The organism is Oceanisphaera profunda, from assembly GCF_002157895.1.
Taxonomy (GTDB): Bacteria; Pseudomonadota; Gammaproteobacteria; order Enterobacterales; family Aeromonadaceae; genus Oceanimonas; species Oceanimonas profunda.
In genome coordinates, this window is record NZ_CP021377.1 from 985046 (window position 1) to 1005145 (window position 20100).

The 20100-nt window shown below is 49.5% G+C and carries 17 protein-coding genes; 3 read left to right on the top strand and 14 right to left on the bottom strand.

The window, feature by feature from the left end; all coding sequences use genetic code 11:
* Position 1: 1 nt before the first annotated feature.
* The 4 genes from CBP31_RS04295 to CBP31_RS04310 form a co-directional block, all read right to left on the bottom strand.
* Positions 2-1408: a cytochrome ubiquinol oxidase subunit I gene (locus CBP31_RS04295; RefSeq protein ID WP_087035031.1), complete on the bottom strand. Its 1407-nt coding sequence runs from the start codon at positions 1406-1408 to the stop codon at positions 2-4.
* 257 nt (positions 1409-1665) lie between these two features.
* Positions 1666-3066 carry a sodium-dependent transporter gene (locus CBP31_RS04300; RefSeq protein ID WP_087035032.1) on the bottom strand — a complete coding sequence of 467 codons (1401 nt, stop codon included), beginning with the start codon at positions 3064-3066 and terminating at the stop codon, positions 1666-1668.
* Between the two features lie 621 nt (positions 3067-3687).
* Positions 3688-5724 carry a UvrD-helicase domain-containing protein gene (locus tag CBP31_RS04305; protein ID WP_087035033.1) on the bottom strand — a complete coding sequence of 679 codons (2037 nt, stop codon included), beginning with the start codon at positions 5722-5724 and terminating at the stop codon, positions 3688-3690.
* Between the two features lie 7 nt (positions 5725-5731).
* Entirely contained in the window at positions 5732-6157 is a 426-nt protein-coding gene (locus CBP31_RS04310; protein ID WP_087035034.1) for an Lrp/AsnC family transcriptional regulator, read from the bottom strand.
* Between the two features lie 257 nt (positions 6158-6414).
* On the opposite strand from CBP31_RS04310, the gene yjeH reads away from it, so the two are divergent.
* Positions 6415-7737, top strand: coding sequence for an L-methionine/branched-chain amino acid transporter (gene yjeH, locus CBP31_RS04315; RefSeq protein ID WP_087035035.1), 1323 nt, complete (start codon positions 6415-6417; stop codon positions 7735-7737).
* 151 nt (positions 7738-7888) lie between these two features.
* Positions 7889-8065, top strand: a complete 177-nt coding sequence (locus CBP31_RS15590) for a type II and III secretion system protein (RefSeq protein WP_161492504.1) — start codon at positions 7889-7891, stop codon at positions 8063-8065.
* Positions 8066-8238: 173 nt separating this feature from the next.
* Here the strand turns inward: CBP31_RS15590 and fghA are convergent, their stop codons facing one another.
* From fghA to bfr (CBP31_RS04340), 4 genes are all read right to left on the bottom strand, one after another.
* Positions 8239-9072 carry an S-formylglutathione hydrolase gene (gene fghA, locus CBP31_RS04325; protein ID WP_087035037.1) on the bottom strand — a complete coding sequence of 278 codons (834 nt, stop codon included), beginning with the start codon at positions 9070-9072 and terminating at the stop codon, positions 8239-8241.
* A gap of 364 nt (positions 9073-9436) precedes the next feature.
* Positions 9437-10561 carry an S-(hydroxymethyl)glutathione dehydrogenase/class III alcohol dehydrogenase gene (locus CBP31_RS04330; protein WP_087035038.1) on the bottom strand — a complete coding sequence of 375 codons (1125 nt, stop codon included), beginning with the start codon at positions 10559-10561 and terminating at the stop codon, positions 9437-9439.
* A 583-nt stretch (positions 10562-11144) separates the two neighbouring features.
* Positions 11145-11612, bottom strand: a complete 468-nt coding sequence (bfr, locus tag CBP31_RS04335; RefSeq protein WP_087035039.1) for a bacterioferritin — start codon at positions 11610-11612, stop codon at positions 11145-11147.
* A gap of 12 nt (positions 11613-11624) precedes the next feature.
* The gene (gene bfr / locus CBP31_RS04340) at positions 11625-12089 is read right to left on the bottom strand and encodes a bacterioferritin (RefSeq protein WP_087035040.1); all 465 of its coding nucleotides are present in this window, start codon (positions 12087-12089) and stop codon (positions 11625-11627) included.
* 446 nt (positions 12090-12535) lie between these two features.
* Between bfr (CBP31_RS04340) and CBP31_RS04345 the strand changes: the two genes are divergently transcribed.
* The gene (locus CBP31_RS04345; RefSeq protein ID WP_227875135.1) at positions 12536-12895 is read left to right on the top strand and encodes an REP-associated tyrosine transposase; all 360 of its coding nucleotides are present in this window, start codon (positions 12536-12538) and stop codon (positions 12893-12895) included.
* 527 nt (positions 12896-13422) lie between these two features.
* Here CBP31_RS04345 and CBP31_RS04350 read toward each other — a convergent pair.
* From CBP31_RS04350 to CBP31_RS04375, 6 genes are all read right to left on the bottom strand, one after another.
* Positions 13423-14640 carry a CehA/McbA family metallohydrolase domain-containing protein gene (locus tag CBP31_RS04350; RefSeq protein ID WP_087035041.1) on the bottom strand — a complete coding sequence of 406 codons (1218 nt, stop codon included), beginning with the start codon at positions 14638-14640 and terminating at the stop codon, positions 13423-13425.
* Between the two features lie 387 nt (positions 14641-15027).
* Entirely contained in the window at positions 15028-15240 is a 213-nt protein-coding gene (locus CBP31_RS04355) for a hypothetical protein (protein ID WP_087035042.1), read from the bottom strand.
* Between the two features lie 56 nt (positions 15241-15296).
* Positions 15297-16328: a tryptophan--tRNA ligase gene (trpS, locus tag CBP31_RS04360; RefSeq protein ID WP_087035043.1), complete on the bottom strand. Its 1032-nt coding sequence runs from the start codon at positions 16326-16328 to the stop codon at positions 15297-15299.
* Between the two features lie 266 nt (positions 16329-16594).
* The gene (locus tag CBP31_RS04365) at positions 16595-17284 is read right to left on the bottom strand and encodes a phosphoglycolate phosphatase (protein ID WP_227875136.1); all 690 of its coding nucleotides are present in this window, start codon (positions 17282-17284) and stop codon (positions 16595-16597) included.
* Positions 17274-17951 (bottom strand): ribulose-phosphate 3-epimerase, encoded by a 678-nt coding sequence (gene rpe / locus CBP31_RS04370; protein ID WP_087035044.1) that lies wholly within the window; start codon positions 17949-17951, stop codon positions 17274-17276. Before rpe ends, CBP31_RS04365 begins: the two co-directional genes overlap by 11 nt.
* 940 nt (positions 17952-18891) lie before the next feature.
* A complete protein-coding gene (locus CBP31_RS04375) occupies positions 18892-19767 on the bottom strand; it encodes a Dam family site-specific DNA-(adenine-N6)-methyltransferase (RefSeq protein ID WP_087035045.1) in 876 nt (291 codons plus the stop codon).
* Positions 19768-20100 lie beyond the last annotated feature (333 nt).

Genomic DNA, 20100 nt, shown 5'->3' on the forward strand with positions numbered 1-20100 from the left:
ATTAATCCTCCACCACTTCGCGTTGCAGTTTTTTCACCCACTCAAGTGCGAAGCTGGGTGCATTAACGTCTAGCATATGTTGTTCTAATCGCGCTAAATCCGGCGGCCCTTTACGTACTAACTTGGCCATAAAATACAGATATACCAGTAGCAAAGTACTGTAAGTCACCACAAACAGCGTCAATGAAAACAGCACCCGCTCCGCCGGCAGCGGCGTCACTATATCCATGGTGCGCACTAAGCCATGCACCACCCAAGGTTGGCGGCCCACTTCAGCTACATACCAGCCCGCGAGCGTACAAATAACGCCGGTGGGGATCATCAGGTTCATCAGTAACAAGAAAGGTTTACTTTCAAACTGCGGGTGCTTACGCCGTAACCATAACCCCCACACCGCAGCCGCTACCATCAGCATGCCTAAGCCCACCATGATCCGAAACGAAAAAAAGATCAGCGGCACATAAGGTCGGTCTTCAGGCGGTACCGATTTTAAGCCTTGTATCTCACCGTCCAGTGAGTGGGTTAAGATTAAGGACGCCACCTTAGGCACCTTCACTTCAAAGTGGTTGGTTTCGTTTTCCATGTCCGGGATTGCAAACAGCAATAACGGCGCACCGGTTTCCGTTTCTGGCCAAATACCTTCCATGGCCGCCACTTTAATCGGCTGATGCTCTTTCACGTTCAAGCCATGAAAATCCCCCACTATCACCTGTAAGGGCGCCAGCACCAGTGCGGCCCATAGCGCCATCGATAAGCCTTTTCGGGCGAACGCCACATCCCGGTTTTTGCGTAAATACCAAGCACTCACGCCGCCAATTAAGAACGTCGCGGTGAGCATGGCCGCCAGCAGCATATGCACTAAGCGATACGGCATAGAGGGATTAAAAATAACTTCCATCCAACTCTCTACTTCAAAGCGGCCCTCTACTATTTTGTGTCCGGCTGGGGTGTGCATCCAAGAGTTCGCGGCAATAATCCAAAATGACGACACCCAAGTGCCGAACGCCACCACGCAAGTGGCAAAGTAATGCAGCTTTTCGCCGACTCTTTGCCAACCAAACAACATAATGCCGAGAAAACCCGCTTCTAAGAAAAACGCCGTCAGCACTTCATAGGCCAGTAAAGGCCCTAATACTGGGCCAACTAGCTCGGAAAACTTCGAAAAATTGGTGCCAAATTCATACGACAACACAATGCCGCTGACCACCCCCATACCAAAGGTAATGGCAAAAGGTTTGATCCAAAATTTGGCTAGTTGAAAGTACACCGGATTGCGGGTTTTTAGCCACATGCCTTCCCAAATCGCGATGGCAGTAGCTAAACCTATGGTGATGGCGGGGAAAATAATGTGAAAACTGATGGTAAAAGCGAATTGGATCCGCGACAGCATGGCAGCATCTAAGTCCATAATGTCTCCTTGAAGGGCGATAAAAGCGGTTAACTGCCGCAGGCAGAGTAGCCAATAGTAGAACAATAAAGATGGCAGAAAATTACAATTTTAATGTGAGCCTAGTCATAAATGTGCTCTGGCGCAGCAAACCATCTGTTTTTCGTGCCGCTCTGCGCCACCAGCCGGCTAAAGCGGCTTCTACAAAAAAACATGGTTCTCGTAGAGGCCGTCTTTGAGCAAGCCGGTTTTTCGCTGCAAAACTAAATCAAACTTCCCTAACGCAAATTAAAAGCAAATACGATCAGTAAGGCGATAGGCGTAAGGTAACGCACCACTGGGAACCACAGCTTGTGCCAAGCGCCGAGCTCGGCTTTTGAGTGTTCTGGCTTCATCTTCCAACCCACGAACACCGCAATCAAAAAGGCCACCAGCGGCATCATAATGTTGGCTGTTAAATAATCGTATAAATCGAACAGGGTTTTGCCTTCAAAGCGGGCAAAGCTATCCATCGGTGTAAAATCAGACCAGACGTTTAGCGACAATAAAGTAGTAATGCCCACCAACCAAGCAGCAAAGCCGCCACCGATAGCGGCTTTAACTCGGCTCACGCCCTTTTCATTAAGGTAACTCACCAAAGACTCCAGCATAGAGATAGAGGAAGTCCAGGCAGCAAACAGCAGCAATACAAAAAACAGCGTGGCAAAAAAGCCACCGCCCGGCATCTGACCAAAGGCCACCGGCAAGGTCACAAAAATCAGCCCAGGCCCTTCACTGGCGGCTAAACCATGGGCAAATACGATAGGGAAAATAGCCAAGCCCGCTAACAGCGCCACGCACGTATCCATCACGGCTACCACGACCGCCGTGCGCGCAATGGACACGTTTTTCGGCAAATAGGCACCGTAGGCCATCATGGCACCACTGGCCAAGCTCAGGGTAAAGAATGCATGGCCCAGGGCAGTTAGTATCGCTTCAGCGGTGAGTGCGGAAAAGTCCGGCTTAAACAAAAAGCTCACCGCTTCACCAAAGTGCCCGGTGGTGGCCGCGTAGCCCACCAAAATAAGCAACAATATGAACAGCGCGGGCATCAACTTAGTCACGGCACGCTCGAGCCCATGGCGAACGCCGCCGGCCGATACCAGTACGGTCAGGCCCATAAAGATGGAATGCCACAATAGTAATTGCCAGGGAGAGGCCAGTAAGCCGCCAAACAAGGCTCCCGAGTCTTCTGCGTTTATGTCGCTAAAACTGCCACTTATAGCCGATATAATATAAGGCATGGTCCAGCCGGCAATCACGCTGTAAAACGACAAAATTAAAAACGCCGCCAATGTGGCCATAATGCCCACACCGACCCAGCGTTTACTGCGCCCTTCCGCCTTAGCCACCACCGCCATGGTGCCAATCGGGCTTTTGCCACCGCGTCGCCCCACCATTACTTCCGACATCATCAGCGGCAAACCAATAACGGCTATACACGCCAAATACACCAACACAAAGGCACCGCCGCCGTTTTCGCCGGTAATATAAGGAAACTTCCAAATATTACCCAAGCCCACGGCCGAGCCGACCGCCGCCATAATAAATACGAAGCGACTGGACCAAAGGGCAGGTTTAGTAGCGGTGGCAGAGCGAGAAGAAGACGAGTTTGAGGCTACTTGCTGACTATCGGGCACGGGTGTGGCCACTCCTGTTACTAGGCTTAAGCGGGTGAGTAAGGCAGGGCCAGATTAAACGCTTAGCCCGAAAAGTTCGCAGTTTAACAGCATACGAAAGGTAAGGGCAGCGCGAGCGAATAACAAACCTAAAACCATTTTTGCCACGGAAGAACACGGAACGCACGGAAAAATAGGGATCAAATCTGAAAGGGAAAATCCAACCTTAACCCGTTAATGGTTAAGGTCTTAACCCTACCTGATTACGTATGAACTTCAGCCATGATGCGCGTTGTTTGGGTTTGTTCTTTGTAGCAGCCAATTTATTCGGCTGGCCAGCTTTGCTGGCTGTTACTGAGGTTTAGATTTAGACCAAAACACCAAACCGGGCCGAATAAATTGGCCCCTACAAGGTCAAAACACCAAACTGAGCCCCATATTCTTACCGAAAATATGAGTCACTCCATGTAACTTTTTGAATTTATTGGTGATTAGTTCACTGCAACATGGCTGAGCTTTGTTGGTAATCAGGTAACCCTAAAGGCTCTTATCACTTGTCGATCTTATCTCAGCTTAATTTTTCCGCGTCTTCAGTGGGTTCCGTTGCAGATTAGGTCTTTAGCTTGGTGCTCGGCGCTATCTTCACTCCCATTTACTCACTCCAGGATAACCGCCGCCAGTAAGCTCTTTGACAAACACTGAGGGAATTTGCTGATCTGCCAATAAGAATACCTGTTGGCGGGCTCGCGTTAGGCCCACATACAACAGACGGCGTTCTTCGGCGTACGGAAAGGTTTCTGCGACTGGTAACAGTAAATCCAACAGCGCGCTGGCATTTTGCTCCGGCGGAAAACCGTATTTACCACGGTTCAAACCTAACAGGATCACATGATCCGCCTCTTTTCCTTTGGCACCGTGCAAGGTTTGCACGGCAATATTAAGATTTGGGAAACGCCGACGCCACGCCGTTAACTGCGACTCATCGGGTAAGCTAAAGCGAAAACGCGCCAAAATATAAAGCGAAGCCTCGGGCTGCTCAGCAGCGACTTGGCCTAACAAACGGCTAATAGAGTCCATCTGGCTGTTGCTGTCTACGGGCAACACATGCACGCTCGGCGAGCTAGTGCGCGTTTGAGTATTCAGCGTTTTCGATAATTGTTCAGGGTTTTGCTGCACAAAGCGGCTAGCTACTTGTTCAATTTGATTATTAAAGCGAAAGGTTTTATCTAACTTAGTAATGCGAGTGGCGCCAAAAACTTCAGCAAAACGTGTGGTTAAACTCACATCACTGCCACTAAAACGATAAATCGCCTGCCAGTCATCACCCACACAAAATAACGATAACTCAGGTGCCGCATCACGCAAGGCCTGCAACAGCGCCGCGCGGGGGGCCGATATATCTTGAAATTCATCCACTAAAATATAGCGCCACGGCACCGCAAAGCGCCCTTGGCGCACCAGATCTGTGGCCTGCTCTATCATGTCGTCAAAATCAATCTGACCTTGGTCGGCTAATTCTTGCTGATAACGATGCAATAACGGCAAGATTAAATTGAGTTGCTCAGCCAGCGCAGGCGTTAGCTCATTAGGGTCAGGCTCGCCATAGAGTTTCAGCGCTGCGACTATCGGCGCCCACTCGCGCGCCACCCGATTATAATCGGGCTGGGGCAGCACTTGAAAACGATGCCGGCGCAACCAATCGTGCAGTTGCTGGCCGTAAACTTCATCATCATCACATAACTGCTCCAGCCACCGAGCAAGTGCTTGTATACGCACCTTATCTTGTTGTGCCATGGGGCTTAAAGCAGGCGTACGGCCTTGGGACTTACTCAAAATCATTAAGCCTAAGGCATGAAAGGTACTGGTTTTAACGGCTTGAGTGCTGGGTTGCTGTGCCAAACGCGCAGCCATTTCACTGGCCGCCTCGTTACCAAACGCCAATAACAGCAGTTCATCGGGCTCGGCCTGTTGAGAAGCCACCAAAAAAGCCGCGCGCGCCATCATTACACTGGTTTTTCCACAACCTGCGCCCGCGAGCACTAGGTTATGGTCTTCATCCGCTACACAAGCCAGACGTTGAGCATCGGTAAGCGGATGCGTTTCTAATGAATCAAATAAGTCACTATAATCGCTTAGCATCTGCTGACAGTAATCCTCCGCGCATTGCTCACGCCAAATGTCATCGGCCGCTATTAAGGTGGCCATTAAGCCCAAAGCGGCGGCTTCGCGATCGCTTAACTCCGTCGGCGGCGTTAAGGAAACCCAGTCAATAACGGCTTGATGTTTAGTGGCTTGTTGGGCTTTAGCTAATAACTTTTTTAATTTCAGCCAACGAGATTGGCGTAAGTAACCTTGTTCTAACAGGCTTACACAAGATTCAGCCAGCGGCAAAATACGCTTCGCCTGAAAACGATACCAAGCTAGATTAACCGCCTCATATAACGGCTCAGCCACGGTTTTAGGCAACCAGCCCAGTTCAATATCACCTTGGGCACAGCTTAAATGCAAACGATACAAACGCCGACCTTGCGCCAGCTTAGGCGGCGCATTCAGCTCTTGCCACGCCAGCGCATGGCGCTCACGTTTGAGGTGTAACACCACACCTTCGTCGGTCAGCTCACAAGCTAAAAACGGGTGATTAAACCAAGGCGCCAACCAGTGCGCCCGAAATATTTGCATAGAGCCCTCAAACAACAGTGTTGATCACTTCGCCTAAAATCATGTGGGTGCGCACGGTTTTAATATGGGGCGTATGTTCAATAAGATGGCGAATAGCGTCTAATCGCGCCATAGAAGCGGCTTCTACATACACTAACATGTCGGTTTCGCCGCTAATGGTATAGCACAGTTTAATTTCGGGTACGCCACGCAATGACTCAGCATACTGCTCGCACTGGCGTACGTGATAACAAAGCGCAAAATAAGCGCGCACCAGTGCCGGTGCTGTGCCCACTCGAGCATGATACCCCTGAATAATACCTCGCTCTTCTAAGCTTTTAATCCGCTCTGACACCGCCGAGCGCGATAAGTTAACCTCGCGCGCTATGCTTGCCACTGCCATGCGCGCGTTAGCTACCAATAAGGTCAATATTTGTTGATCAAACTTATCCACTGCATCCCCTTTTCGCCCCTACCCGCTAAACGTCGGTCTAATACGACGTTTAGCGTTGTACAAGCACCACTGTGACACGCCTATTTCTCTTTATAGGGCGCTAATATATCAGAATTAAACGGCACCGAGCGTCGAGCTAAAAACTTAAATACAGCACCACTTTTATAGCAGCTTGCTTTAGCTGACTGATAGCGCGAAGCAGCATTTTAAACACAAACACCGCGCAGCGTAGCGCGTGAATAGGGAATTAAAACAGCATGGGGCGTTTACATAAACAGCTAGGATTGGGCTACGGCACCGCCATGATGGCGACCTCGTTACTGGGTAGCGGTATTTTTGTGGTGCCGGCGGTAGCTGCTAGCTTAGCGGGGAGCGACTCGCTATGGGCTTGGCTGTTGCTAATGATATTAGTGCTCCCCATTGCGTTTACTTTTGCCCGTCTAGGTCGGTCCTTCCCTCATGCTGGCGGTGCGCCACACCTTATTGGTCGTGCATTAGGAGCAAACATGGAAAAGCTATCGGCGTTTCTATTTTTAGCCGTGCTGCCAGTCGGCCTACCCGCCATGCTCACTCTTACCACCGGCTTTTGGCATGCCTTATTTAACTTTAATGCCACCGGCGACTTATTAATACAGCTGGGCACCTTAGGTTTGGTGATGCTGCTGGGTACCCGTAACAGCGGAGCCTCGGGGTTGATTCAGCTGATCATCGCACTGGCCATTATTGGCTTGTTGAGTGCCGTGTGGCTAAGCGGCAACTTGATTAGTACCAGTTTAAGCACCTTTCCAGCGATGCAAAACGTACAATGGAATGCCCTGCCTGCCACCTTGGCCGTGATGTTTTGGTGCTTTGTGGGGTTAGAGGCTTTCACCCATATGGGAGAGGAATTTAAACGCCCCGAGCGAGACTTTCCACTCGCCCTATTATTGGGCGTATTACTGGCAGGCCTTATCTATTTAGCTTACGCGGTGGCGGTGGTTAAATTTGGTGTGTTTGGTAATGAAGTCACCAACACCACCTCGTTTCCAACATTAATGGCCACCTTATTTGGCGAACCTGGTCGCTGGGCCGCCGCCATCGTCGGCTACTTAACCTGTTTTGCCGGCCTAAATTTATACGTACAGGGTTTTTCTCGTCTGCTGTGGAGCATGGCTGATGAAGGTAAACTCCCCGCCTCATTAGCCAAACTTAATCGCAAAGGCGTGCCATTTCGCGCCCTAATATGGGTAGTCACCGCCAGTGCACTGTGCGTATTAGTCGCCTGGTTGTTTAAGCTGCCTCTTGAAGCCTTAATGCGCTACGCCAACGGCAACTTTATTTTGGTGTACCTACTCGCCATGGTCGCCGGCGTTAAACTGCTAAGCGGCAGCCACCGTTGGCTAGCCGCTCTTGCCAGCCTGTTATGTTTAGGGGTGTTTGTGTCATTAGGGATAGAAGCCGGTTACGCCTTAGTACTCGGCGCAGCCTTTATTAGCTGGGGCCGGTGGAGCAAACGACAAACCGCCAAACGAGTCCAGTTGCTTTCTGATGCGTCGGGCAGTCGACAGCAGATAACCATCTCAAACGAGACTAGTTCATAGTGATGGGTTCATAGCCGATAGTGAGGAATCGACTCGAGTGAATAAAGACGGTGAGGGGATGAACGAGGATTGCTCAGCGGCTCGGTGAGGCTGGGCCTTTTACTAATGTATACTGACCACTGCAGCTTATTTTCAGTGGCCAGACATCTTGGTGCTGGGTGGCCTTATCCGTGAAAACAAAACCCAAGACAGTCAGGGGTGCCTGACCTTCACCACACTCCGGTACTGGGCTGATTTTGGCAGTAGCGGCACCAATGTCAGACGCACCGAGCTGGTGATACTGATGGCCCCTACGGTAGTGAATTATCAGCAAGATGCACGGGGCTGAGCCCAAGTATTAAAACCTGCGTGGCAGATTTTCACGATAAAAACACGCAGCTATTGGTGCTGTATACAAATATTGGCGCCGCTCTTGACCGCCGAACACCAGCTACAAAAAAGCCGCAACAGCGGCTTTTTGATTAAACATTAACAATTAAGCATTTAACATTGCGCTAAGCGCTAGCCAAGGTGCTTGGCATGAAAACGCAGGTGGTCTTCTATGAAGCTGGCGATGAAGTAGTAGCTGTGATCGTACCCCGGCTGCATGCGCAGCGTTAAGTCGGCGTTGGCTTGCTTGGCCGCTTGTACTAACGCTTGCGGCTTTAGCTGCTCGGCCAAGAAGTTATCTGCCTCACCTTGGTCAACCAAAATTGGCAAAGTACTGCCTTTGCTCATCAGTAACAGACTGGCGTCATAATGGGCCCACATTTGGCGGTTTTCACCCAAATATGCGCTTAAGGCTTTTTCGCCCCATGGGCAGTCGCTCGGGTTACAAATGGGCGAAAAGGCCGACACTGACACAAAGCGCTCAGGGTTGCGCAGTGCTAACACTAAGGCACCGTGGCCGCCCATAGAATGGCCACTGATGGCCCGCTTACCAGACAACGGCAGCTCGGCTTCGACTAACGCCGGCAGCTCGTTCAGCACATAGTCGTACATCTGGTAATGCTGATTCCAGGGTGCTTGGGTGGCATTAACATAAAAGCCCGCGCCTAAACCTAAGTCGTAAGCGGCATTTTCATCGTCCGCTACGCCCTCGCCTCTGGGGCTGGTGTCCGGAATAATCAGTGCTAACCCAAGCTCAGCGGCAATGCGCTGGGCGCCCGCTTTGCTGGAGAAGTTTTCATCAGAACAGGTTAAACCCGACAACCAATACACGGCCGGCACTGGGCCCGCTGCTGCTTGGGGTGGTAAAAACACCGAAAACTGCATGCTGCAGTTGAGCACATTTGAGTCGTGCTGGTAGCGAATTTGACGACCACCAAAACAGACTTGTTCTTGAACAATTTGCATGGAAGCTCCAGCCCGCAAAGCGGGAATGTTGAGTTTTGAATGCTGAATGTTTAATTTAATAGCCAAACACTAAACCTATTTTTGACACGGAAAAGAGCAGAACTCACGGACACAGTTCACTGGCGACAAAAGATAAGAGACTTCTCATAGTAAGAGCCCTCCCTTTGATGGCTCGGGGGGTGGCCCTTACCATTTAAGTCTTTTCGGATCTGATCACTATTTTTCCGTGTTCTTCCGTGTATTCCGTGGCAAATGGGTTTAGTCACTAAAATCTAAACCGAGATCCTGACTTTCGTCAGGAAGACGGCTTAAAGATAAACACCGCTCTTTGTTGAGCTTGGTGCTCGACGCTTAGCGCTAAAAATTACTTATCGAAGTGGATCACCGTACGGATCGACTTGCCTTCGTGCATCAGGTCGAAGGCTTTGTTGATGTCTTCTAGCCCCATGGTGTGGGTAATAAAGGTGTCTAGCTCGAATTCGCCGTTCATGTACTGATCTACGATACCCGGCAATTGTGAACGACCTTTTACGCCACCAAAGGCGGAACCGCGCCATACTCGACCGGTCACTAACTGGAACGGACGAGTAGATATTTCTTGGCCGGCACCGGCTACACCAATAATGACCGACTCGCCCCAGCCTTTGTGGCAGGCTTCAAGTGCAGAGCGCATCACTTTAACGTTGCCGATACACTCAAACGAGAAATCTACGCCGCCGTCGGTCATCTCAACGATCACTTCTTGAATTGGCTTATCAAAGTCGTTGGGATTAAGGCAGTCGGTGGCACCCAATTGCTTGGCGACTTCAAACTTATCTTCGTTGATGTCGATGGCAATAATACGGCTGGCTTTGGCCATAACCGCGCCAATGATCACCGCTAAACCAATACCGCCTAAGCCAAATACCGCTACCGTATCGCCTTCTTGTACATTGGCGGTGTGTTTAACTGCGCCTAAGCCAGTCGTCACGCCACAGCCGAGCAGGCAGACTTTTTCTAGCGGTGCTTCTTTGTTGATTTTGGCCAATGAGATTTCTGGTACTACAGTACGCTCGGCAAAGGTGGAGCACCCCATGTAATGGAAGATAGGTTTGCCGTCTTTAAAGAAGCGCGTGGTACCGTCTGGCATTAAGCCTTGGCCTTGAGTGGCACGCACGGCTTGGCACAAGTTGGTTTTGCCAGACGTACAATACTTACACACACCACACTCGGCAGTGTAGAGCGGAATAACATGATCACCCACTGCCAGCGTAGTCACGCCCTCGCCTATTGCTTCCACAATACCACCACCCTCGTGGCCGAGAATGGCCGGAAAGATACCCTCAGGATCATCACCAGACAGGGTAAAAGCGTCCGTATGGCACACGCCCGTGGCTACAATGCGTACTAGCACTTCGCCTTTTTGCGGCGGCATAAGATCGACTTCTTCGATAGACAGTGGTTGGCCAGCGGCCCAAGCTACAGCGGCACGTGTTTTGATCATATCCATGAGTTTACTCCGATTGATAAGTGATGGTGCTTCGCACAATGTTGAATTGTTAATGTTTAATTTTAAATGAAGAACAAAAAGTTACAGCATTAAACATTAGCAGCAAGCGCCAGGCTTGTATTGTTGTCATTGTATTATATCGCCGTATAGGAACAACGGCTTAAAATGGAAATGATTTTTACTGGGTGGTAAAAGTGCAGCGCCGAGCGCCCAGCACCAAGCGCCTAGCTAAAAATATTAGAGCCACTGACAAAGACTATTTTTGCCACGGAAAAAATCTGAACTCACGGACGTAGTTCACGTGCGACTAGTGATATGAGCTTATTTATTGTAAGAGCTCCCCCTACCGAAGGCTGGTTGTGTGGCTCTTACCATGAATAGTTACTTTCAGATCTTATCTTTATTGTTCCGTGTTCTTCCGTGAGTTCCGTGGCAAATATGGTTTTGCTCTCTTGGTTAAGAGCGAGATCCTGAATCGAGTTCAGGAAGACGGCTTAAGGGCAACCGCAGATCTAAAAAGCCGCAAGGTTCGCGGCTTTGGGTCGAGCTTGGTGCTGGGCGCTTAGCGCTCGGCGCTGATGTTTTACATCTGCGACTGTAGGTAGTTCTGTAGTCCGATTTTGCCGATTAGGCCTACTTGCTGCTCTAACCAATGGGTGTGATCGTTTTCAGTATCATCTAACAGTACTTGTAGCATGTCGCGGGTTTGATAATCGCGTACTTGCTCACACAAGGCCATGACGTTGCGCAAATCAACGATCACCTTTAATTCTAAATCAAGATCGCTTTGCAGCATGCTCGGCACGTCTTTACCAATGTTCAGCGGTGCACGTGCCACCATGTTAGGCGTGCCACCCAAGAACAGAATGCGCTGAATGATCAAAGAGGCATGGCCTTTTTCATCATCAAATTCATGATCGATACGCTCAAACAGCTTTTGAAAACCCCAGTCTTCATACATGCGAGAATGAATAAAATACTGATCCATTGAACTCAGCTCACCGGCTAACAAGTCGTTTAGCGCGTCTATTACCTTGGCATTACCTTTCATATTCTTTTCCCCTTACATTTGCGATTGCAGGTAGTTTTCGAGCCCTACACTAACAATCAAATCCAGTTGGGTATCAATCCAGTCCAGATGCTCTTCTTCATATTCTTCAATTTCGCATAACAAAGCGCGCGATACATACTCTTGAATCGACTCGCAGTAAGCGATGGCGTCTTTTAAGACTGCCAATTGCCCTTCTGCTTGCAGCTTGTCGCATTGCAGCATTTCTTGGGTGTTTTCACCAATACGCAAGCGATTCAAATGCTGCAGATTCGGCAGCCCTTCTAGAAACAACACCCGCTCAATCAGCTTATCGGCTTGTTTCATGTCTTTAATAGACTTTTTGTATTCGCGCTCGTCTAGCTGGTGCAAGCCCCAGTTTTTGAACATGCGGGCATGCAAAAAATACTGATTAATGGAGGTGAGCTCTAGGCCCAGCACCTGATTCAGGTACTCAATGACTTTTTTATCGCCTTTCATAACATCCTCCTCTTAAATTGTGGGCTAAGCATAGTCGTTAACCGCCAACTTTACAAACTTGAACTGTAGATAAGTATTTGATTTTACTTGGATAACGTAGTCGCAATGAGAATGAATTGAATTAGTAACTTCAGCGCCGAGCGCCCAGATAAAAACACCGATCTTGTAGAGGCCGTCTTTAGCCGGCCGGTTTTGTGTAACAAAACTAAAAAACAACCAAAACTGTCAGCCTTTGGTTAGAAAAACAATCCAAACCAGTGCCGCTACGCGTCACCGGCCAGCTGAAGGCGGCCTCTACCAAAACCCGCTACGTGATGTGGCCTACACTCACTATTTGGTATGGGGGTCGCTATGCCATATAAAAATGCAGTAGCAGGTAGAGCCTCTCTACCTGGTCAGGTTTATCACATCACTATGTGTACCCATCAGCGCCAGCCGTTTTTTGCTTGCTGGAAGACGGGACGGATATTGGTCCACACCTTAAAAGATCTTCAACAGCAACAATTAGCCAATTCCTTGGCTTGGCTTGGGTAATCATGCCGGACCATTTACATTGGTTAATGCAATTAGGTGAAAGCCATGACTTATCCTCGACTTTGCAGCTATGCAAAGGGCGTTCAGCCAGAGCAATTAATTTGCATTTGAATCGCCAAGGCAGGTTATGGCAAAAAGGTTTGAACGAAACAACCATTCGCAAGGATGAAGATTTACGAATGGTTGCAAGATATATAGTGGCAAACCCATTACGTGCACAGCTGGTGAAAAAATTAGGAGATTACCCACTGTGGGATGCGGTATGGCTGTAACTCACGTAGTCGCCTACCAACAACACCCGCTCTGGTAGAGGCCGCTTTAGCCGGCCGGTTTTGTGTAACAAAGCAAGAACACCCATAAACACGCAAACATAAAGCATCTGCGCACATGGTGGTGTTCGACGTCTTTCGTGCCGCTACGCGCCACCAGCCGGCTAAAGCGGCTTCGACAAAAATACCCGCTCTGGTAGAGGCCGCTTTAGCCAGCCGGTTTTGTGTAACAAAACAAGAACACCCATAAACACGCAAACATAAAGCATCTGCGTACATGGTGATGTTCGACGTTTTTCGTGCCGCTACGCGCCACCAGCCGGCTAAAGCGGCTTCTACAAAAATACCCGCTCTGGTAGAGGCCGCTTCAGCCGGCCGGTTTTGTGTAACAAAACAAGATCCCACAGACAATATTGGTTTTGAATGGGGCGTGGTTTGTTAATTTTTATGGTGCTATACAATCTAAAAAGCCGCGAGTTCGCGGCTTTTCTGTTGAGCTTGGTGCTAGGCGCTTGGTGCTCGGCGCTAGATTATTTCACCCAAATTGGGTTGGAGTAGGCTTTGTTGCCTTGTACGTCTTCGACTATCCACTGCATCCAAGTGCGGTTGGGCGGTACGGGGACGCCGGTTCTAAACAACTTGGCACCGTTGATTTTCCAGCCCGCGACTTGTACGCCGTCTAACCAGATTTCGGCTTTAGCTAGGCCTACTTCGGAGCGAAACTCCACTTCGGTTTTACTAAAGGGTGCGGCTTCGCCACCAAAGTTAGTGGTTAACGGATACACTTCTGGACCGAAGCTGACGAAGCTGTGGCCACGGGCAGCGGCACGGGCGAAGTCGGCGGTGATGCTACCTTTGGGCGTGTATGCGTACACTTTACCGCTGTGTTGTTTGGCATTTTTCAGCAAAGGACCGGCGTTTAAGTACACGCGCTCGCCTCTGTCCCAACGCTGGCGCATCACTGTCATGTAGTTTTCAAAGTTGCCAGTGGTGGGCTTTAAGTCAAACAAACCCAATTCGGCTTGTGGGCTGGTGCTGGTGTAAAACTGCTTGTCGCTTTGTAGGCTGCCCAGTGAACCGGCGCTTAACCAAGCGCTAAACTCGGGATTTTTATCTGTGCTCTTGCCTACACTCTTGCCTGAATAGCTGCGGCGTAAATCGTCGGTCTCATAAAGCGCACTGAGTTCGTTTTGCAGTTGCGCCGAGGTCCAATGATTGCGCACCATGCGCGTCATATCGTTGTAGGTGGCCACGTTGGCATTATTAATGGGCGCATTGCGATCTAACTGATAACCGGCGAACAGGGTTTCTTTCACTTGGTCTTGTAACTGAGTGGTGAGCTTAACACCTGGGTAGTTTTTATTTACTTCATAGGTGCTCAGCACCTGCTGGCCATTCCAGTTACGCGTGACTTTAATCACCAGCTCATCATTGGTGTGTTTCACAATCTCGGTTTTTTCGAGCTTAAGCTCACCGGTACCAGGGGTGAAGTCTACGGATTTCACCAAATCTTTGGTGTATAAGCCATCTTCTACCATGGCTAAATCCACTAATGCGCCTTGGGATAACGCGAAGGCAAAGTAGGGAGTGGTGACGGTAATGTCGTCTGCGCCTTTGGCATCACCATTCACTATGCTGGTAGGGCCATGGGTCACATCGATTTTGGTAGCAATGTCAGCAGTTTTAGAGGAGCAAGCGGTTAACACCATGGCGGCCAGCAATGTGAGGCCCGTTTTATAAAAGCGCATGTTAAAAAACCCTAAGTGGAAGAAGGACCGTAAAGTAAGAATTTTGACAGGTATTACTCAGAACTCAAGCTTAGGCGTCAGCAGCACGGCTTAATGTTAGATGTTTAATCTTGAATGAGCGTAGTTGAAACGGCACTTTGGTTTAAGAGACCTACAGCCAAGCCGGCCGGATAATAGCCTAAACCGCCTGTTCAGCCACTAATACCGAGATCGAGCCCGGTGTTTAGCCGCGAGTACAATATTCAAAATTAAACATTCAACAATAAAAAACGCGCGACCAATTAGGTCGTTGCCGTTGAACATCTTGCTAAACGCCGAGTACGGCAATGCGATCGACTAATAGCAGTCGATGGATAAGTCAGATTAATGAAGCGAGAACTAAGTAGGTTAGTGAGTGAGAAGGCGGCCTTGGGCAAGTTCGCGTTCGCGTTGGCATTCGGCCAAGTAGATGGCGGCGACGACGGCGGGACGGCTGTGATAATCATCAATCACTTTGGAGACCATAAGATCGAGCGTTTTATCATTTTTAGCCATACGAAATTTGCGTAACCAATAAAATTTATCGATTAAATCGCTTTCAAGGGGCTGGGTTTCAGTCATCAAAGGGAATAGGTCCAATTAGGTGGTTTAAAAAGGGCCTATTGGCCCCTTAAACATTAGCGATTTCGGGGTACGAAACCAAGCACATCATATACATTTTCTAAGGTATTCGCAGCTTTCACTCGGGCCTTATCGGCTCCCAGCGACAATATTTTACTCAAACCGGCTTCGTCGGCGCGTAGCTCGTGAAAACGGGCTTGAATGGGTTCTAACATCGCTAGTACCGCATCGGCGGTTTCGGTTTTAAGGTGGCCATACATCTTGCCTTCAAAGTGCTGCTCTAGCTCTTTAACACTGCGGCCAGTGGCACCGGACATTAAGGTTAGCAGGTTTGACACGCCGGGTTTATTTTCTACATCAAAACGCACTACGGCTGGCTCTTCTGAGTCGGTGACGGCGCGCTTTAGCTTCTTAGCGATCACTTTAGGGTCTTCTAGCAGGCCGATAAAATTATTCACGTTTTCGTCCGACTTAGACATCTTTTTCGTCGGCTCTTGTAAGCTCATGATGCGCGCGCCATCCACCGGAATAAACGGCTCGGGCACGGTAAATACTTCGCCATACAACTGGTTAAAACGATGGGCTACATCACGGGATAATTCCAGATGCTGCTTTTGATCGTTGCCCACCGGCACTTGGCTGGTTTGGTAGAGCAAGATATCGGCGGCCATCAGAGCCGGATAAGTGAATAAGCCAGCGTTGATGTTTTCTGCATAACGGCTGGACTTGTCTTTAAACTGAGTCATGCGCGATAACTCGCCAAACTGAGTGTAGCAATTTAGCACCCACGCCAGCTGGGCGTGCTCAGGTACATGCGACTGAATAAAAATCGTGCTCTGCTCAGGATCCAGACCAATGGCCAAATATAAGGCCGCCGCATCTAAGCAAGCCGCACGCAGCGCTTTAGGGTCTTGGCGCACGGTAATGGCATGCAGGTCGACGATGCAATACAAGCAGTCATAGTCTTGCTGCATGGTCACCCATTGGCGAAGCGCCCCCATGTAATTGCCGATGGTGAGCTGGCCCGACGGTTGGGCACCGCTAAAGACGATGGGTTTGGCCGAGGCCTTAGCTTGCTGTTCAACCATGATGCTGTTCCTTGTGGGAAAATTTTAATTAAGTGTTTAATAAATATTAGATTTTGTGCGCAGCAAAGCTAAACCGTATCTCGCACTATTTACCTATGACACGGCCATCTACAAAAGACAGGCCCTTGTAGCCGGCCGTCTCTTTGGCAAAGAGAACTTCGCAGGGCCAGCGTAGCTGGCATTTTTAAAACCAAAACATAAAACCGTGGCGAATAAATTGCCACCTACAAAAAACGGTGTCTGTTTTTTAGCTAGAAGCTCGGCGTTTATTTCAATAAATCGAGCAGGCCTTCAATATTATCTAGCACCCAGTCGGGGTTACTGTCGGCGATATTGCGCCCGTAGTTATAACCGTACGTCACGCCCACCACGCGCATGCCGGCAGCCTTCGCGGCCAGCACGTCGTTTTCGGAGTCGCCAACCATGATGCTGTGCTCCGGCGCAATATTAAGCGCCTGACACACATGCAGTAAAGGCGCGGGATCAGGCTTTTTTTGTGCCAAGCTGTCGCCGCCTAATACATGGGAGAAATATTCATCAAGACCTGCGCTGGCTAAAATGTCAGGAACAAAGCGATAGGGCTTATTGGTCACTAAAGCCAGCGTTTTGCCCGCAGCTTTAAGCTGGTTTAAGGTCTCGAACACGCCCGGATACAGCACGACTTTGTGCTTAGCTACGCTATCATAAGCCGCATCAAAGCTCGCACGGGCCGTTTGTTGCTCATGCTCACTCGGTGTGTGGCCAAGGGCGTCAGTCAGCGCGCGCTCCACTAGCTTATCAGCACCATTACCCACCCAGTGCTGCACCGCCTGCTTTGGGGCTTGAGCAAAGCCAAGTTCTACCAGCATCAAGTTTACCGCCTGCCAGAGCTGCGGCAGGCTGTCGATCAAGGTGCCGTCTAAATCAAACTGCACCAGCTGGATCTTACTCAGCTTATTTACATCATTACTTAGCATTGACGTGGGCCAACTCACGACGCATTTGATCGATCACCGCTTTATAGTCGGGCTGACTAAAAATAGCCGAGCCGGCTACAAACATATCGGCGCCCGCTTCGGCGATAGCACGAATGTTCTCAACTTTAACGCCACCGTCAATTTCTAGGCGAATTTGACGACCACTATCATCAATCATGCGACGCACTTGGCGTAATTTATCGAGCGTACCGTCAATAAAGGACTGGCCGCCAAAGCCTGGATTGACCGACATCAGCAAAATCACGTCCACTTTATCCATCACGTACTCTAAATAGCTCAGCGACGTGGCGGGGTTAAACACCAAGCCTGCCTGACAGCCCTGCTCTTTAATTAGGCCTAAAGTACGGTCGATATGCTCAGAGGCTTCTGGGTGAAAGGTAATAATAGACGCGCCCGCCTTGGCAAACTGCGGCACTAGGCTGTCTACTGGTTTCACCATGAGATGCACATCTATAGGAGCGGTAATGCCGTAATCGCGCAATGCTTGGCAGACCATGGGGCCTATGGTGAGGTTAGGCACGTAATGGTTGTCCATTACATCAAAGTGCACCACATCGGCTCCAGCCTGGAGCACGCGGTCCACTTCTTCTCCTAAACGGGCAAAGTCAGCAGACAAGATAGAGGGGGCAATCAGGTAGTCGGTCATAGGGGGTTCCATAGGCACAAAAAACCGTTCAATTCTAACCCAAATCAGCACAGAGCACCAAGCGCTGCCGCTATAAGGGCAATGTTGAATGGTTAATTTTGAGTGTTTAATGAAAACGAGAGTACAGTGCCGAGCCGTTTTTCGTGCCGCTGCGCGCCACCGGCCAGCTGAAGCGGCCTCTACCAACAACACCTAACCTGTAGAGGCCGCCTTTAGCCGGCCGGTTTTGTGTAACAAAACAAGAAATTTAATCAACAGATTAATATCACACATCCGAATTGCACCTGTATATGTACGGAGTTCGACATTTTTCGTGCCGCTGTGCGCCACCAGCCGGCTGAAGCGGCTTCTACCAACAACACCTAACCTGTAGAGGCCGCCTTTAGCCGGCCGGTTTTGTGTAACAAAACAAGAAATTTAATCAACAGGTTAATATCACGCATCCGAATTGCATCTGTATATGTACGAAGTGCCGCTGCGCGCCGCTCTTACCCATTAAGAGCTTTTTCAGTTCTGATCACTATTTGTTGTAGGTAAAGAGAGTGAGTTCCGTGGCAAATGGGCTTTAGTCACTAAGAGCTAGAGCCAGAGCATTTTTGCCACGGAAAAAGATCTGAACTCACGGACGCAATTCACAGGCGACAAGAGCCTATTAATAGTAAGAGCTCCCCTGCTGCAGGCTTGGGTGTTTGGCTCTTACAATTAGAAATCACTTTCAGATTTGATCACTATTTTTCCGTGAGTTCCGTGAGTTCCGTGGCAGATATGGTTTTAATCTTTTAGTTAAGAGCGAGATCCTGAATCGAGTTCAGGAAGACGGTTTAAGGGCAATCGCAGATCTAAAAAGCCGCAAGGTTCGCAGCTTTGGGGCTAGCTTGGTGCTGCTCTTAAGATCACTATTTTTCCGTGTTCTTCTGTGGGTTCCGTGGCAGATATGGTTTTAATCTGTTGGGTCTTGGTTTAGCTTGGCGCTCGGCGCTGGTTGCTCGGCGCTGTCTGCCACATCATGCTCGGTAAACAATGCTAACAGTTCGTCGACGCGTTTGCGGTTGTGGGCGTGTCGGCTGATGGTGCGCTTGACTGAGATCACTTGTAGATCGGCACCACGATACAGCTCTCGGGTGAGCTCGATATCGTGATTACTCACTAATACCGGCACGCCTTTAGCGGCGGTTTCACGGGCTAAGCGTGCCAGTATGGCTTGATCGTCTAGCGTAAAGCCGTTGGCCGCATAGGTGGTAAAGCCGGTGGTCGATAAGGGCGCATAAGGCGGGTCGCAGTAAAACACTTGATCTGCTTGTGCTTGGGCAAATACCTCGGCGTAGCCTTTGCAAACGAAAGTCGCCTTCTGGGCTTTTTCGGCAAAAAACCACAGCTCACGCTCGGGAAAATACGGCTTTTTATAGGCACCAAAGGGCACATTAAAACCGCCACTTTTGTTATAGCGGCACAAGCCGTTATAACCGTGACGATTTAAATATAAAAACAGTAAGGCGCGGCGAAAGCGGTCTTGCTCTTGATTAAAGGCGATACGATAGTCGTAGTAAGCCGCTTTATCGTTATTGGCAGGCACAAACAAGGCTGCGGCTTCGCGGATAAACACCTCAGGCTGACTTTTCAGCAGCTCATAGAGGTGAATTAAGTCCGCGTTAATGTCGGCCAGTAAGTAAGACTCAAAGTCTGAGTTTAAGAATACCGACCCTGCCCCCATAAAGGGCTCAACCAGTTGACGACCTTCGGGCAAGCGCGCATTAATGCTTTCTACGAGGCCGTATTTCCCACCTGCCCATTTTAAGAATGCCCGAGTTTTAGTCATTGTTGTCATTAAAGCCGTACCAATAAAGGGCGCGCATTGTAACCATTAGCCGCTGTGTTGGCTATGGTTGCTATCCAGCCGCCAGCGGTAATGTTGAATTTTAAATGCTTAATGTTGCCTGATTACGTATGACCATCAACCATGATGTGCGCTGTTTTGGTTTGTTCTTTTCTCGTATCCATACCCTGCTGCGATATCAATACAAGCAGGGTGCAGCAAGGCTATTGCTTTGCGGTAGAGGCCGCTTTAGCTGGCCGGTTTTACTTTGTAAAACAAGAACATACAAACCACATCAATGTTAAACAAGGTGTGTTTTGTAGGTGCCTTTGCCAA